The sequence below is a fragment of the Solitalea canadensis DSM 3403 genome, from assembly GCF_000242635.2.
Lineage (GTDB): Bacteria > Bacteroidota > Bacteroidia > Sphingobacteriales > Sphingobacteriaceae > Solitalea > Solitalea canadensis.
Window position 1 is genome coordinate 544,498 of the sequence record NC_017770.1, and the last position, 15,254, is coordinate 559,751.

11 protein-coding genes are annotated in these 15,254 nt (G+C 37.3%); 7 read left to right on the forward strand and 4 right to left on the reverse strand.

All coding sequences use genetic code 11. From position 1 onward, the window contains the following. Positions 1 to 181 precede the first annotated feature (181 nt). Together SOLCA_RS02130 and SOLCA_RS02135 are read left to right on the forward strand one after the other, a co-directional pair. A complete protein-coding gene (locus SOLCA_RS02130) occupies positions 182 to 1,363 on the forward strand; it encodes a hypothetical protein (RefSeq protein WP_014678801.1) in 1,182 nt (393 codons plus the stop codon). Positions 1,364 to 1,376: 13 nt separating this feature from the next. Continuing rightward, a complete protein-coding gene (locus tag SOLCA_RS02135) occupies positions 1,377 to 1,853 on the forward strand; it encodes a hypothetical protein (RefSeq protein ID WP_014678802.1) in 477 nt (158 codons plus the stop codon). 114 nt (positions 1,854 to 1,967) lie between these two features. On the opposite strand, the gene SOLCA_RS02140 is transcribed toward SOLCA_RS02135, so the two are convergent. From SOLCA_RS02140 to SOLCA_RS23560, 3 genes are all read right to left on the reverse strand, one after another. After that, complete coding sequence (locus SOLCA_RS02140; RefSeq protein WP_014678803.1) at positions 1,968 to 3,170, reverse strand: hypothetical protein; 1,203 nt, start codon at positions 3,168 to 3,170, stop codon at positions 1,968 to 1,970. Between the two features lie 661 nt (positions 3,171 to 3,831). After that, positions 3,832 to 4,131 (reverse strand): YciI family protein, encoded by a 300-nt coding sequence (locus tag SOLCA_RS02145; RefSeq protein ID WP_014678805.1) that lies wholly within the window; start codon positions 4,129 to 4,131, stop codon positions 3,832 to 3,834. Between the two features lie 272 nt (positions 4,132 to 4,403). Further along, positions 4,404 to 4,607 (reverse strand): linear amide C-N hydrolase, encoded by a 204-nt coding sequence (locus tag SOLCA_RS23560; RefSeq protein ID WP_245536744.1) that lies wholly within the window; start codon positions 4,605 to 4,607, stop codon positions 4,404 to 4,406. A 581-nt stretch (positions 4,608 to 5,188) separates the two neighbouring features. Between SOLCA_RS23560 and SOLCA_RS02155 the strand changes: the two genes are divergently transcribed. Then, entirely contained in the window at positions 5,189 to 5,707 is a 519-nt protein-coding gene (locus tag SOLCA_RS02155; protein WP_014678806.1) for a hypothetical protein, read from the forward strand. A gap of 145 nt (positions 5,708 to 5,852) precedes the next feature. Here the strand turns inward: SOLCA_RS02155 and SOLCA_RS02160 are convergent, their stop codons facing one another. Further along, positions 5,853 to 6,620, reverse strand: coding sequence for a Zn-ribbon-containing protein (locus tag SOLCA_RS02160; protein ID WP_014678807.1), 768 nt, complete (start codon positions 6,618 to 6,620; stop codon positions 5,853 to 5,855). A gap of 153 nt (positions 6,621 to 6,773) precedes the next feature. Between SOLCA_RS02160 and SOLCA_RS02165 the strand changes: the two genes are divergently transcribed. The 4 genes from SOLCA_RS02165 (at position 6,774) to SOLCA_RS02180 (ending at position 15,152) form a co-directional block, all read left to right on the forward strand. Beyond that, a complete protein-coding gene (locus tag SOLCA_RS02165; protein WP_014678808.1) occupies positions 6,774 to 7,157 on the forward strand; it encodes a hypothetical protein in 384 nt (127 codons plus the stop codon). Between the two features lie 151 nt (positions 7,158 to 7,308). Beyond that, a complete protein-coding gene (locus SOLCA_RS02170) occupies positions 7,309 to 11,661 on the forward strand; it encodes a CusA/CzcA family heavy metal efflux RND transporter (protein ID WP_014678809.1) in 4,353 nt (1,450 codons plus the stop codon). Positions 11,662 to 11,710: 49 nt separating this feature from the next. Continuing rightward, positions 11,711 to 12,910, forward strand: a complete 1,200-nt coding sequence (locus SOLCA_RS02175; RefSeq protein WP_014678810.1) for an efflux RND transporter periplasmic adaptor subunit — start codon at positions 11,711 to 11,713, stop codon at positions 12,908 to 12,910. 268 nt (positions 12,911 to 13,178) lie between these two features. Continuing rightward, entirely contained in the window at positions 13,179 to 15,152 is a 1,974-nt protein-coding gene (locus SOLCA_RS02180) for a heavy metal translocating P-type ATPase (RefSeq protein WP_014678811.1), read from the forward strand. Positions 15,153 to 15,254: the final 102 nt, after the last annotated feature.

Here is a 15,254-nt window from a genome sequence, read left to right on the forward strand (position 1 = left end):
TGAATCTCATCAGTTGGGATAGCAAAATCAATATGCTGGTTAAAATAATGGATTAACAGATTGCAATTAAGAAAATTTCATTTTACCTAAATATGAGTATTGTCTCCTTCAGGAATATAATTATTTTTAACCCATAGTAAATTGTATACAGTTATAGGAAATTTTAATTAGCAAAAATTACATGAAATCTCTTCTACCCATTCTTTTTATGCTGCTCAGTTTTCAAGTTTACGCTCAAACAAAAAAGAATCCTCCAATCAAGAACAGTACAGATGTTGAAAAAGGGTACCGGATCATTTATGATTATAAAAACGGGACAATTGAAACCTTCAAGAACGGTGAAAAGGTTCAGCAGTTGAGACCCATAGTAGGTAGAATAGTTCAAATCTCAGTGAAAAATTATAATCCCTATACTGATAGTATTATTGCAGCAGTTTCGTTTTCTGATCGAAATACAGAAGATGCTGCCGCTTTCAAAGGTTTGATTGCGAAAAATGCTAAACTCGAAGAAAAAGAGGGAGAAGAACCTGGAAAGGGGCTTGATCAATCCTTAGACTCAGCCAAACTTAAAAAAGTTAAGTTAGAACTGGATGAGGCTTATGGTAAAGCGCAATTAATGAGCATCGATGCACTTGAATCATACGTGGCAACAACATCAATAAAAATCAAAGGAGAGTTAGGGGTTGAGAAAGTGACAGTAGATCAGATTCAGGAAAAGTTGAAAGATTCTGAACGTAATAAATCTGTAGTCAAAGATTTAGTTGCAGGCGTTGTAGTTGCTTATCAAAGACTGATTTCATTTAAGGTATTAGTTGCTGTTCCGGTACAAATACAAAATAAAGATGTGATCTCCATTACATTTAATAACCATAAAAATCCTGCTATAGCCCCGTTGCAATTTGATTACCTGGTTCAGGGTGGAGTAAAAATTGACTTTAGTACTGGTATATTCATTAACGGATTAGTGGATGAAGACTATTACCTGAAATCAGATGGTCAGGGCGGAGGAATAATTACAGCGAAGGATAACGGTAATTACAACCTGGGCTTTGGGATTCTGTCTCATTTATATTCCCGAACTGGAGGACGAGTAAATTTTGGATTAACAACAGGATTATTGACCGATGCAACTGCTAATCTGCGTTTATTGGGTGGTGGCAGTATTTTATTGGGAAGCGAATCTCGTTGGGTAATTTCAGGCGGAGCTGTTTTAGGTAAAGCAAAGAAATTAACTAATGGTTACAATGCAGGTGATACATTTGCCGGAGATGAGGCCGAAATACCTTATACTGATAAATTTAGCACTAAATGGTTTGTAGGTATTACCTATAATTTTGGTGGTTTTAATATTGGCAAAAAGTAGAGGGAATAATCAAATGAGAAAACATATCCTTTATTTATTACCGCTCATCACCACGATGTTATTTATGATGATAGCATGTAATTCTACTCAACTTGCAGTTAGCGGCCCAGTTGCTGATGGCTGGCAGGATTCAATCGCAAATAATACTTCTATTATTAAAATAATTACTCATTTGGATAATAAAAGTTTGAGAAGAACTGCTCTTGAGTTATGTGAAAAGCATCGCATACTATTAGACGTGGAGAGCTCTTCATCACAACATTGGTATACGTTAGCCAAAGTAAAGCCTTTAGAACGGCTCTCAATGCAGTTTCAGGATAGTGTGATGTTGCTCTCTGCAGAAAAGCAACTGTATGGATTAAATGGTAATTATTGGGATAAGTTAAGATTGAATACTTCTGAATGGCACTTAAGTATTAAGCAAATCGAATTATTAATGAAGGGTTTCCCTAAAGGAAAAATAGTATATAATAAGCCTGTAGGAAATTGATTTTTCCAACCACCCAAGGCTTTAGTTCTTTTAAGTGGACTCGAAAACGTGGGCCACTTAAAAGTAACTATTAAATTAAAAATGCTGTTCGGCTGGAATTAACTTTTTTAATGTTTACTTTTTTAACTCCGGAAGTATTCTGGCTAATTCATATTCCCGATCAATACCTTTGTCAAGCCGATTATAATATGATTTTAATTTATTAAAAACAGTAGGATCCATCTTTTCAGAAGTTCTGTGTTTGATGATTTTACTCAATGCTTGTATTCCCCAATATTGCCCAAATGCGGTAGGGTCAGTAGCTATCGCATCAACCAATTCACCTAAGTATTCTTCATTGGGCTTTACATTTAGCCAAACATAACCAATTAGTCTTTTCCCATCATTTCTATCCTTTAATGCTGCATCAATATCATAAGTTTCAATGAGTGAGATAATTGCCATCATACCCTTAACAACTTCTGTCATTTTGCTGGTTCGTGCAGGTCCAGGTTTCATGGTGTTACGAATCTCATTATAATTGGCTGCCGATTGAAGTAGATTTTCTAGTGAACTTCCATGAAGTGATGTATCTGGAGAGGTAATTAATGCAAACTCAGCTTTTTGCAAGGCACTTTGAGCTGCCCCTGCTGCTTCTTTTGCTTTTTGGGCAATTTCCTCTGTTTTTTGTGCAGTCCGCTCCGTTTTTTGAGCGATAGAAAGAAGGGTTCTTTGATCTGCTTCAGAAAATAAAACAGCCAGGTAAAGTCGTGTTGTAATGTAGGCAAAGAGAAATCCAAAAATAGTATAGGCGATTATAATACCATATGCTGATGCGATTGCCATTTTTGAAGGTGTAATTTGTGGTTCACTTAAACCGGAAGCAAGAATTGTTGCTGCATTGTTTAAAAACGGTGGGATTCTGGTTAGATTAACCAATCCTAAACCAACGATAATTTTGGTAAGCCAATCGGAGATTTCGGTAAGGTTAGTATTAACTTGTTGCTGATAAATAGGAGCCTGCTTACTGAGATCAATTTTGGTCACTTCCGCATTATCTGATTCAGGTATTTTTGCTTGATTACTTTGAAGAATTTTAGGGATTCCGAATAAAAAACCGGTTATGGCTCCAATAAAAAGGCAAGCAAGCATCCATAACAGAATGGTTATCTTTCCTGTTAATGTAGTACCGAAAAAGATTACGATTAATGCTCCAATAATAAACATACAAACAGAAAAGAGGTTTAGAATGCCCCTTCCGCTGGGATTGGCAAGGCCTTTCTTTTTGTTTGACCCAGGGGACTCAACTGAATCTTGAAGTTGCTCCTGTGTTTTCATTTTTCAAGACGGAATGCTATTTAAAGTAGGCTGTTGTATTAATATACTAATAATCATTTAGTTATGAAAGTTTTTGTTGTTAAAAAAACCCAGTTATCATTAAAAAAACAAACCCTCACAAGTCGTTACTTGCAAGGGTTTATCAATTTAAAACTACATTCGATTATTTGTGCCTAAGCACAGGCAATAATTTCTTGTTCTTTTTTCGTACAATTTTAAATGAGAAATACAACCAGCAACTAACAATGGACAGGACCGTTAGCAACATAATCAGATTACTTGATTGCCACAACTGATGGTCAATTACCTGGTTGTGAAAGTCGATGTCTAAACGATGTTTCAGACTATACATTATCAAACAGCCAAGAACTGACACAAATGTTAATTTAGCGATGGTGGTTAATTTTTTAGAAAGCGTCATAAAGTGTTAGTTTGTAGTTGTTTACGACTTCTGTTTGTAAAGGTTGCATGCTTTTGTCAGTCTTTTGTAAAGCTTACTTGATCAGTATTTTCTAAATGTCCTTTGATGAGTCAAAAGAAGACTCAGCATTGGTAACTTTAATTTCCTTGTACTCCGATAAAAAAGGCGAGAGTCACCATAATTAATACTCAATTCATTATAATCGGATAACATAAATACTAATTTCACAAAAAAATGAACTTATTTTGCAGGTAAAACGGCTTTCATGGGATAAACCTCATAATGGTTGATTTTACTTGCCGGATCATTATCGATAAGAGTTTTAACCTCTTCTTCTGAACTGGCTTCTACTATTCCAACTCCAAATGCACCATTCGGGTCAAATACCGGACCAAATACAATAACTTTTCCTTGGTTCATTAAATCCATCCAATAGGCTACATGCTGTTGCATAATAGCTTTTTCTTCATTATTCATGTCCATAGCAAAAGTAGGACGGGAGGCTACTAATTTTAGGTAGAAATGTTTTTTCTCAGACATCGTAAATTTAGTTGTATTAAATAAACGACAAGTGTAAGCATAATTTGTATAATTAAGAAGATGATCAAATAGTGGCGGCTATCATTCTCTACAAACCTTCAAACTTAAAGGGCTTTGTGGTAACAAAGCTGGTAGCTGCATTTCCGACATAAGTTTCATTATTAGATAGATTCAGTTCCTTCACCGGAGCTTTTTCTGAAAAATTAACCGTTTTAAAATCTACCCAAAAGGTATTGGGGGTTAATGCAGATTCAAAATAGTAAACCAGATTTTTATGGTCTGATACCGTACGCCAAGCGTGTACTTGATATATTGAGCTGGTTGGGAGTAGAGATTCCAAACGGAACCGAACAATTTCTTATTACACTGAAAACACTTGCGACTGCAATATGGGTGTCTTCGGATTGTGGAATTGAATTAATGTAGAATGAAGCCCTCACAAAGCGGTCAGCCGCTCTGTTAGTTCCCGGTAACATAGTCCACCTATCTCATGCCAATATCGTTTAGAGCAAGTTGCTTGTAGAATATCGGAGAATTGGTCCTTACAGTGTATGATTGGTAACAAGTTTTCCATTAATGTATTCAAAAATGGCATTATCGCCACTAGCATCAGACACTGATAGATAAAGTGTGGTAAGCCGTGATTGTCGCGGAACATTCGCAGTAATGATGGTGAAATTTTCCTTTTGAAGTTCATTTACAACTTCAGCAACGGCCTGTTAAAACCAGGCCATTAGGGCCTTTGTAAACCACTCTGGTGCAGCTATATAAACGAATTGGTAGTGAAATAATCAGAAGAGTTAACCAAACTAATGCAAGTATTTTGATCTGTTGTTTCATGCGTAAAATAGATAGAGAATTTCAGAGAGTATTATTGTGTAACCCAGTTTATTAAATCTACCTAATTTTTGGTGTTAAGCAAAGAGTCAGTTGATTTTGTCGGGCAGCTAAAAATGTAATTAAATTTAAGAGAGCAGTGCAAAAGAAGATAGCGTACTCCGTTAATGCGGGTGTTTTACTATATTTATTGAAATGGTTAATTCAAATTTAAAGCTCTATGACACGATTTTTTAAAGTTCTCCTATTTGTATTCGCTTTCTTCGGTTCTGCACCTATCTTGTATGCCCAACAAATTAAAGACGGTGAAACGCTTAATTTAAATGGATTAGATGTTACGTTTCGAATTCTTAATAAGGAGGTAACAGATGTAAAAGGCGTAAGCTTTGATAAGTACAAGGTATCAGCTACAGTGAAAAATAATACAGGTAAATCATACAACGCCCGACTAACTACTTATCCATCTGTTGAAGCTATTGCTGCAAGTAAAATTGTAGAATTAAATTGTATAAATGCGACAGGTGCAAAACTGACTTCAAAGAAACTGGATGTAAATATGAATGAGCATCGGATTGTTGTTACCTATCTAACCATGAATAAAGAAGGGAAAACAGTAAATTCTACAATGACCATAACAGTAGGATATTATTTGGATCCAGGTCAAACAGTACAAGGGGAGGCAAATTTCATAGTACCTAAAGGAGAAACACCTCAGGTAAACGTACATACATTACAATAGTTCTTTAGCTCAGAAAACGGCTGAATGCATTAATATTACTGTATTCAGCCGTTTTCTTGTTTTATAGAATGCTTTTATAAAATAATCATCTATTGTTTTTTAGGAAGGAGTCAGAAGAAAGAGTTCGAATAGACAAGGTTTCAACCTACGAATTGGGTGAAACAGAAGAGACTAACCGACAATAATCACACTTAAAATCAAAAACTGAATGCAGCTGCTTTTTTAAACTCCATTTTTTGTTGCATGACGGACAAGGAGTTTTCAATTGATCACCTTTAATTTTTCTGTAGTTATGCAAATAATAATAGGTCGGCGTATTGGTTAGTTCTTCAATTTTTTTACAGATTTCACGTCCTTGTTTTGATAATGAAGAGTCGAAGTTTTGCATTTGATTTAATCCCCATCGTTCACCAACTTCACTATTCATTTGTAATGTATCGCATGAAATATAATTGGATTCCCAACTTAAAATAGGCATATAACCATAATCGTAGTATTCAGGAAGCTTATACAATGGTACCGGCATATAGCAATTTCCGCATTTTACAGGAGATGAAATGGAAAGGTAATTGGTTATTAAAATATAAAAAGCAGGTTTTGCACATTTACAAGCACTTTCATAATCATGATAAGATTTGCCAACGGTGCTAAATTGTAGTTTAGATGCACACAACTCTTCAATTTTGAGTGTCTGACGGTTTACATACCTATTATTGTAATTCTTATGAAGAGACTCGTCTTCATGCGTATAGGGTAAACTGATAATTTTATTACCGGAAGTGTATTGAGATTCAATCTTTCCTTGTGTTTGTCCACTGCCTCGGTAATGTGACATTAAAATATCAAACTGATCTTCAATAAGTACTATGTCTACTCCTGAGTTGATTTCTAATGATATTTCCTGAATATACATTGAGTATGAAAGGTTTTAGCATGTTTATTGAATTTCAAAACTAAAAGAAATCTCAGTTAATAATTAATAGCGTAGTTAGTTAATTATCATTTTGCTCAAGTCCATCAACTTTGTTATATCGAAATCCAAATCAAAATTTATAAGTTTGTGCTAATGAGAAAGGCATATTCAATATTGCTATTGTTTTTTTACTTGTTCAGCACTACAGAGCTGCATGAACTGGTGAAAATTCCTATTCTCGTTGAGCATTATTACCATCATAGTGCTGCTAATAACAATGAATCATTGATAACCTTTATTAATGAGCATTATTTTTCAGGAGATATTCATGATGAAGATTACTCCCAGGATAAAAAGCTGCCGTTTAAGTCAAATGATAATTGTGTATTGGCAACAACATCAGTAGCAGTTAATCCCGAATTATTTACAATTGTAAAACCTGCAATTTTTTCTATCGAACGAAATTACAAGGTTGAAAAGAATATCCATTTTTCTTCTGACTACCTGTCATCTATCTGGCAACCACCCAAAGCTTAACCCCTCTATTATCTTTTTAGTAAACTTTTAAATGGTGCTTTTGTGCTGTTTATAGTTTTTACTGTTTTTTTAAAAAAATAATCGTAAAATTTTCACTTACTGTTCTTTACACAAAAAGAAAGTCACTTTTTGGCAGTAAAACATTCTTACTATGCTTGATAAGATCATTTATTTCTCCATAAAGAATAAATTGGTCATTGGGTTGTTCACACTTGCTTTAATAGCCGTTGGTGTGTACTCATTAACCCGTTTACCAATAGATGCAGTGCCTGATATTACAAATAACCAGGTACAAGTAATTACTTATGCACCCTCACAGTCGGCCCCAGATATTGAACGACTGGTTACCTATCCCATTGAACAAACCATGGCAACGATACCCGGAATTGAAGAAGTGCGATCTTTTTCCCGTTTCGGTTTATCAGTTGTAACTGTGGTTTTTAAAGAAAACGTTGATGTGTATTGGGCACGTCAGCAAATTAGCGAAAGGTTAGGACTGGCCAAAGAGCTTATTCCTGATGGTGTTGGAACTCCGGAAATGGCACCGTTAACCACAGGACTGGGCGAAATCTATCAATATGCTATTCACCCTAAAAAGGGATATGAAGACAAATATGATGCTACGGAATTACGAACCATACAAGATTGGATTGTAAAAAGGCAACTGCTAGGAACGCCTGGAGTAGCAGAAGTGAGCAGTTTTGGAGGAAATGTAAAGGAATATGAGATCGCTATTAATTCTGATAAGTTACGCAGTTTGAATGTGAGCATCGACGAACTGTTTACTGCCCTTAAAAAAAACAATCAGAATACAGGAGGAGCTTATATAGATCGAAAACCCAATGCTTATTTCATTCGTTCAGAGGGTTTGATCAATAACCTGGATGATATAGGCAAGATTGTGGTAAGAACTAACAGCAATGGAACACCTGTTTTGATTCGTGATGTTGCTGAAGTAAAGTTCGGTTATGGCGCACGTTATGGAGCGATGACCTATAACGACAAAAACGAAGTGGTTGGAGCTGTAGTTATGATGCTTAAAGGAGAAAATTCCTCCAAAGTGATCAAAAATGTAAAAGAACGAATCACTCAAATCTCCAAAACACTACCCGAAGGGTTAGAAATAGAGCCGTTCTTAGATCGCACCAAATTAGTGGATAAAGCAATAAACACAGTTTCAAAGAACCTGGCAGAAGGAGCACTGATTGTCATTTTTGTCTTGGTGTTATTATTAGGAAACCTGCGCGCAGGTTTGGTGGTTGCCTCTGTTATTCCTCTTGCTATGCTCTTCGCCATTACGCTAATGAACTTCTTTGGAGTATCAGGCAATCTCATGAGTTTAGGAGCTATTGATTTTGGATTGATTGTAGATGGAGCTGTGATTATTGTAGAAGCTACCATGCATCATCTTGGGTTACGTACTCTCGACCGAAGGTTAACCCAAGGCGAGATGGATAAAGAGGTGTTTGAATCTACCCGAAAAATCAGAAATAGTGCGGCTTTCGGAGAAATCATTATCCTGATCGTTTACCTACCTATTTTGGCGTTGGTGGGAGTGGAAGGTAAAATGTTTAAACCAATGGCGCAAACAGTTTCCTTTGCCATTTTGGGTGCATTTATCTTATCGCTTACCTATGTTCCGATGATGAGCGCTTTATGTTTGAGTAAAAAGATAGAACATAAACGTACAATTGCAGATTGGATCATGGAGTTCTTCCACCGTATCTACAACCCGATTATCCGTTGGGCATTACATAAACGTGCATTCGTAATCATCACTGCAATAGTATTGTTTATCGGAAGCTTGTTTATGTTCAGCCGTTTAGGTGCTGAGTTTATTCCCTCATTAGATGAAGGTGATTTTGCTGTGGAAACAAGGGTAATGACAGGTGGAAGTATTAGTCAAACCGTGGAAGTGGCTCAGAAATCAGCCAAGGTCCTTTTGGCAAATTATCCGGAGATAAAAGAAGTAGTAGGTAAAATTGGATCAAGTGAAATTCCTACAGATCCCATGCCTGTGGAGGCTTGTGACTTGATGGTTATTTTAAAGGATCGTTCTGAATGGACAAGCGCCGATTCTAAGGATGAACTTGCTGAGAAAATGCAAAAAACCTTGGAGGATAATATTCCGGGAGTAGCCTATGGTTTTCAGCAACCTATTCAAATGAGGTTTAATGAGCTGATGACAGGCGCCCGTCAGGATGTGGTGTTAAAAGTTTATGGAGAGGATCTGGATATGCTGGCCAGGTACGCCTCACAGATTGGGAAAGTAGCTGCAGGAACCGAAGGAGCGAAAGATCTTTATGTGGAAAAGGTCAGTGGTTTACCACAAATTGTAATTAATTATAACCGTGATCGGATTGCCCAGTTCGGTTTAAGTATAGCAGAAGTTAATCAAGCAATTAACACAGCTTTCGCCGGACAGGCTGCAGGTTTTGTTTACGAAGGGGAAAAACGTTTTGCATTAACAGTACGATTAGCAAAACAAAGTCGCCAAAGCATTGAAGATGTTAAAAACTTGTATGTAAGCTCTTCGGATGGACGCCAGATCCCTCTGGAACAGGTGGCAGACGTAGAAATGCAGATCGGACCAAGTCAAATTCAACGTGACGATGCTAAACGCAGAATTATCGTCGGATTTAACGTTAGAGGCCGGGATGTGGAAAGTATTGTTAATGAGGTGAAAAGTAAAATTGAGAAGGATGTCAAATTTGCGCCCGGTTATTATGTAACCTACGGAGGTACATTTAAAAACCTGGAAGAAGCACGTTTACGATTAAGTATCGCGGTTCCGGTGGCCTTATTACTTATTTTATTACTGTTGTTCTTTACATTCAAATCAATAAAACACAGTCTGCTTATTTTTACAGCCATTCCACTTTCTGCAATTGGGGGCGTGTTAGCGTTATGGTTGCGTGATATGCCATTCAGTATTTCGGCTGGGGTAGGGTTTATTGCATTATTTGGTGTGGCAGTACTTAACGGTATAGTATTGATCGCTGAGTTTAACCGGTTGAAGAAGGAAGGGTTAACTGATATTAAAGAAATAATCTTCAGGGGGACAAGCACTCGCTTGCGTCCCGTAATCATGACAGCTGCGGTAGCTTCATTAGGTTTCTTGCCAATGGCTTTATCAGGGTCGGAAGGAGCAGAGGTTCAACGTCCGCTTGCAACTGTAGTTATTGGTGGTTTGATTACAGCTACCATTCTAACGCTGGTAGTGTTGCCTGTTTTATATATGTATTTTGAGAAAATTAAGATCAGAACAACAGCCAATGTTATTGGTGGATTGGTTGGTTTGTTATTTCTTATCCCAACCAAAACAAATGCACAACAACTTTCATTGGATTCGGCGATTAAAGTAGCAATTGAACGTAACCATGTAATTAAAACCGCTTCATTGGGAATTGATCAGCAGAAACGATTAAAAGGAACTTCAATTGATCTCCCTAAAACGGAGGTATCCTTAATGGCCGGACAGTATAATGGTCCAAGTAAACAGGATAAGAATATTACCATTTCTCAATCACTTCCGTTTCCGACTGTGTTTTCAGCAAATGCGGCATTAGCCAACGAAACGATCAAAAGCGCGGAATTTAAAAAAACGGTGTCAATTAATGATCTTACCTTACAGGTAAAGCAAACTTATTATACACTTCAGTATTTGCTAGATACAAAGTTGTTGTTTATACAGCAAGATAGTTTATATGCCCAATTTTTGAGGGCTTCGGACCTTCGATATAAAACAGGAGAAAGTACATTATTGGAAAAATCGGCAGCCGAAACGCAGCGAAATGAAATCCATAATCAGTTGCGCATAAATGAAGCTGATATCGATATTGAACTTAATAAATTTAATGTATTATTGAATGGGGCCGGTTATTCAGTGGTGCATGTTCCGGCTAAAGAACGGGTTTATGGATTTACTGAACAAAGTGCTGCAATTACCTATAACCCTAACTTGTCGTACTTTAAACAACAAGTGAACATAGCCGGACAACAAAAACGGGTTGAGCAAAACCGCATGCTTCCGGATTTAACACTTGGATATTTTAATCAATCATTAATTGGTTATCATGATGTAAATGGTCAGGCTCAATATTTTGGCGCTTCAGATCGTTTTCAGGGATTCCAGGTTGGAGTTGCCATTCCATTATGGTTTAAATCTCAATCATCAAAAATCAAAGCTGCAGATATTCAGAAGCAAATAGCTCAAAATGAATTTGAATTGGCCGAGAAACAGCTGAGTGGTTCCTTCACCCAAAGTTATGCGCAGTATCAGAAAAACCTGAAAAGCATTGCTTATTATCGGGAGAGCGCTTTACCAAATGCGGAGCTAATCATTAAGCAGTCGCAGGAAGCCTATAGGTTAGGGGAAATTCCATATTCAGAATATTTATTGAACATGCGTCAAGCTTTATCGATCAAGGAATCCTATTTAAAGTCTTTATTAGAGTTAAATCAAAGTGTTATTATGCTTGAGTATCTCACCGGGAAAAATTAATCAGTCGGTCGGATATCCACTAATACAATAGAGTTTTAATAATCAGAAAATGAAACGTAATTATTTATATATAACGATCTTAATGGTGCTTGTTTCCTTATCGGGCTGTGGGAGCAAAGCAAATAAACCTGACGCCGAAACGAAAACTGAAGAAGGTACGCAGGCTGAGCACGGACATGAGACTGAGGTCGAGTTTACAGCATTGCAATATAAGGCTGCCGGCATTCAATTGGGCACAATTGAAGAACGTGAGTTAGGATTAACAATTAAAGCAAATGGAGTTTTAGATGTTCCTCCTCAAAATCTTGTAAGTATTTCTGTTCCATTCGGAGGATTCCTCCGTTCTACAGATCTGTTGCAAGGAACTCGTGTTAAAAAAGGACAATTGATTGCAACGATCCAAAATCCGGACTATATCCAATTTCAACAAGATTACCTGGAGTCCAAGAGCCAGCTTGAGTTTTTAGAAGCCGAATATAAACGACAAGAGGAATTGGCAGCGGCTAATATTAATGCAAAAAAGACCCTTCAGAAAGCTAAAGCAGAGTATTTGTCGGCACGTGCACGAGTACAAGGATTAAAAGCTAGATTGCAGTTGATAAATATAAATCCATCGTCAATTGAAAATGGAAACTTTAAGAGTACCGTTTCTGTTTATTCTCCAATAACGGGTTATGTTACAGCTGTAAATGTAAATGTGGGTTCTTTCGTTAATCCGACGGATGTACTTTTTAAGATTGTTGATACCGAACATTTGCATGCTGAACTAACTATTTATGAGAAAGATATGCCTAAACTGAAAATAGGTCAAAAGGTGCGGGTTTATCTTTCGAATGATAAAAAGGAACGGGTCGCTAAGGTCCATTTAATAGGTAGAGAGGTGAGTAATGATCGAACAATAACCGTACATTGTCATTTAGATGAAGAAGACATTTCTTTGATACCAGGTACTTTTTTAAGTGGTATTGTTGAAACGGGAGCCTCAAAAGTCGCTTCGTTGCCGGATGAAGCTATTGTGCAAAATGGTGAAAGTAAAGTGATCTTTGTTTCAGAAGGGTCAAGGAAAGAAGGAAATGAAGTAGTTCAATTGTTTAAGGCCGTTGAAGTAACAACTGGAGTTTCTGATGGTGGTTTTACAGAGATAATAGTACCGGAGGGTATGAATAAAAAGGCTTCAGTAGTGCTTAAAGGAGCATTTGATATTTTATCTAAAATGAATAGCGGCGAAGAAGCCGGACATGCCCATTAAGGGTAACCGCAAAGACGCGTAGGGTGCTAAGATTTTTTAAGCCTAAAACTGGGTAAATCTTAGCGCCTTTGCGTGCATTTTGCGTCTTCGCGCCTTTGCGGTTTGAAAATAATAGACACTGAGACGCTACGATTTTTTAGTCTTAAACTGGGATAAATCTTAGCGTCTTAGCGCCTTTGCGGTTTGAAATAATACAACCATTTTCAAAAATTATATAAGATTAACCTGTAATTGGGTGTTATTTTTGTTAAAAGGAGTAAAATAGTTCATGCGTCATCCATATTTTCATCAAGGAGGTCATGATGATTGTTGTAGTATAGAACACAATCATGTTAAAGAAACAACCAAACAGGTTCAGGATACTTCCTTAACATCGCCCTATAAAGAATATATACCTTCTATTATCAGTTTTGTGCTGTTAATGATAGGTTTATCCTTAGATCATTTTGTAAAGCCTGATTTTTTTAAAAGTTATGTCAGACTTACCTGGTATCTGATCGCATATCTACCAGTAGCATGGTCGGTTATTCTCACTGGTTTGAAATTGATCAGAAAAGGAGAGGTATTTACCGAATTCTTTTTAATGACTGTAGCCACATTAGGTGCATTTTATATTGGAGAGTATCCGGAAGGAGTAGCTGTAATGCTCTTTTATTCGGTTGGAGAGTTGTTTCAGGGAGCGGCTGTTAAAAGAGCAAAGGGTAATATTAAAGCATTGCTTGATGTTCGTCCCGATTCGGCTACGGTAATAAGAAATGATGTAGCCACTATCGTACATCCTGAAAAAGTGGGAGTCGGAGAGATCATTAGTTTAAAACCGGGAGAAAAAGTGCCATTGGATGGAACTATTATCGATGGATATAGTTCTTTTAACACAGCTGCACTAACCGGTGAAAGTAAACCTAAAACAATAAGAGCCGCAGAAACAGTGCTTGCCGGTATGATCAATATTGATCGTGCAGTAATGGTTCGGGTAACCAAAAAATTTACTGAAAGTTCATTGGCGCGTATACTAGATATGGTGCAAAATGCATCAGCACGTAAAGCTCAAACAGAGCTATTTATCCGGAAGTTTGCCAAAATTTATACGCCAATTGTGGTTTACCTGGCTTTAGCGGTAATTTTCCTCCCTTATTTTTTTGTGAGCGATTACGTATTCAATGATTGGTTATATAGAGGATTGATTTTTTTGGTGATTTCTTGTCCATGTGCGTTGGTAATTTCGATTCCTCTAGGCTATTTCGGCGGAATTGGTGCTGCCTCACGTAATGGTATCCTGTTTAAGGGATCAAATTATCTGGATCAGGTAACTAAGCTAACCACCGTTGTGATGGATAAAACCGGAACACTTACAAAAGGTGTTTTCAATGTGCAGGAAGTAATTTCAGCTAATGGAGATAAACAGAAACTCATCAACTATGCAGCTGCACTTGAAAGTCATTCGACACACCCGGCAGCCAAAGCCATTATTTCCTATGCAAATGGAAGCGTACAATCAGCATCGCTCAAGGCAATGAATGTACAAGAAATAGCGGGCCATGGTCTAAAGGGGGAGGTGAATGGTAGTGTGGTATTGGCCGGAAATGCAAAACTATTAGCCAAACATGCAATTGCATATCCGAAAGAATTGGATGCGGTAGTGGACACTGTGGTGGCGGTAGCTATCGATGGAAACTACGCTGGTTACTTTACCATTGCAGATGAACTAAAAGAAGATGCGCAACAAGCAGTGAAAGATTTGCATAATGCAGGTGTAAAGGAATTAGTAATGCTTTCGGGAGATAAGAGCAGTGTGGTACAAAAAGTTATTAAAACATTAGGTATTGAAAAGGGCTTTGGTGACTTGCTGCCTGAAGGAAAGGTTCAGAAAGTTGAAGAGATAAAAAGTGATCGGTCTAAAGTAGTCGCTTTTGTTGGCGACGGAATAAATGACGCTCCTGTACTTGCATTAAGCGACGTTGGTATCGCAATGGGAGGTTTAGGTAGCGGTGCGGCTATCGAAACTGCTGATGTGGTTATTCAAACGGATCATCCTTCAAAAATTGCTACTGCAATCAATATTGGGAAAGCTACACAACGTATCGTATGGCAAAATATTGGTTTAGCGATGGGAATCAAAATCATTGTACTCATTTTGGGTGCAGGAGGTGTGGCAAGCATGTGGGAAGCCGTTTTTGCTGATGTTGGAGTGGCATTGTTGGCTATATTGAATGCAATAAGAATACAAAGAATGAAGTTTTAATAACCGCTAAGGCGCGGAGACGCTAAGAAAATAGCAATATAAAGAGTAAATAGTATGTAAAGCCGCTAAGAATTGTTCTCTTGGCGACTTAGAGGCTTTGTG

Excerpts from the sequence above, each read along its gene's own strand:
- SOLCA_RS23560 (WP_245536744.1), bottom strand. The coding sequence starts at position 4,607 with ATGTTACCGGGAACTAACAGAGCGGCTGACCGCTTTGTGAGGGCTTCA.
- SOLCA_RS02130 (WP_014678801.1), top strand. The coding sequence starts at position 182 with ATGAAATCTCTTCTACCCATTCTTTTTATGCTGCTCAGTTTTCAAGTT.
- SOLCA_RS02155 (WP_014678806.1), top strand. The coding sequence starts at position 5,189 with ATGACACGATTTTTTAAAGTTCTCCTATTTGTATTCGCTTTCTTCGGT.
- SOLCA_RS02165 (WP_014678808.1), top strand. The coding sequence starts at position 6,774 with ATGAGAAAGGCATATTCAATATTGCTATTGTTTTTTTACTTGTTCAGC.
- SOLCA_RS02160 (WP_014678807.1), bottom strand. The coding sequence starts at position 6,620 with ATGTATATTCAGGAAATATCATTAGAAATCAACTCAGGAGTAGACATA.
- SOLCA_RS02175 (WP_014678810.1), top strand. The coding sequence starts at position 11,711 with ATGAAACGTAATTATTTATATATAACGATCTTAATGGTGCTTGTTTCC.
- SOLCA_RS02140 (WP_014678803.1), bottom strand. The coding sequence starts at position 3,170 with ATGAAAACACAGGAGCAACTTCAAGATTCAGTTGAGTCCCCTGGGTCA.
- SOLCA_RS02180 (WP_014678811.1), top strand. The coding sequence starts at position 13,179 with ATGCGTCATCCATATTTTCATCAAGGAGGTCATGATGATTGTTGTAGT.
- SOLCA_RS02145 (WP_014678805.1), bottom strand. The coding sequence starts at position 4,131 with ATGTCTGAGAAAAAACATTTCTACCTAAAATTAGTAGCCTCCCGTCCT.
- SOLCA_RS02135 (WP_014678802.1), top strand. The coding sequence starts at position 1,377 with ATGAGAAAACATATCCTTTATTTATTACCGCTCATCACCACGATGTTA.
- SOLCA_RS02170 (WP_014678809.1), top strand. The coding sequence starts at position 7,309 with ATGCTTGATAAGATCATTTATTTCTCCATAAAGAATAAATTGGTCATT.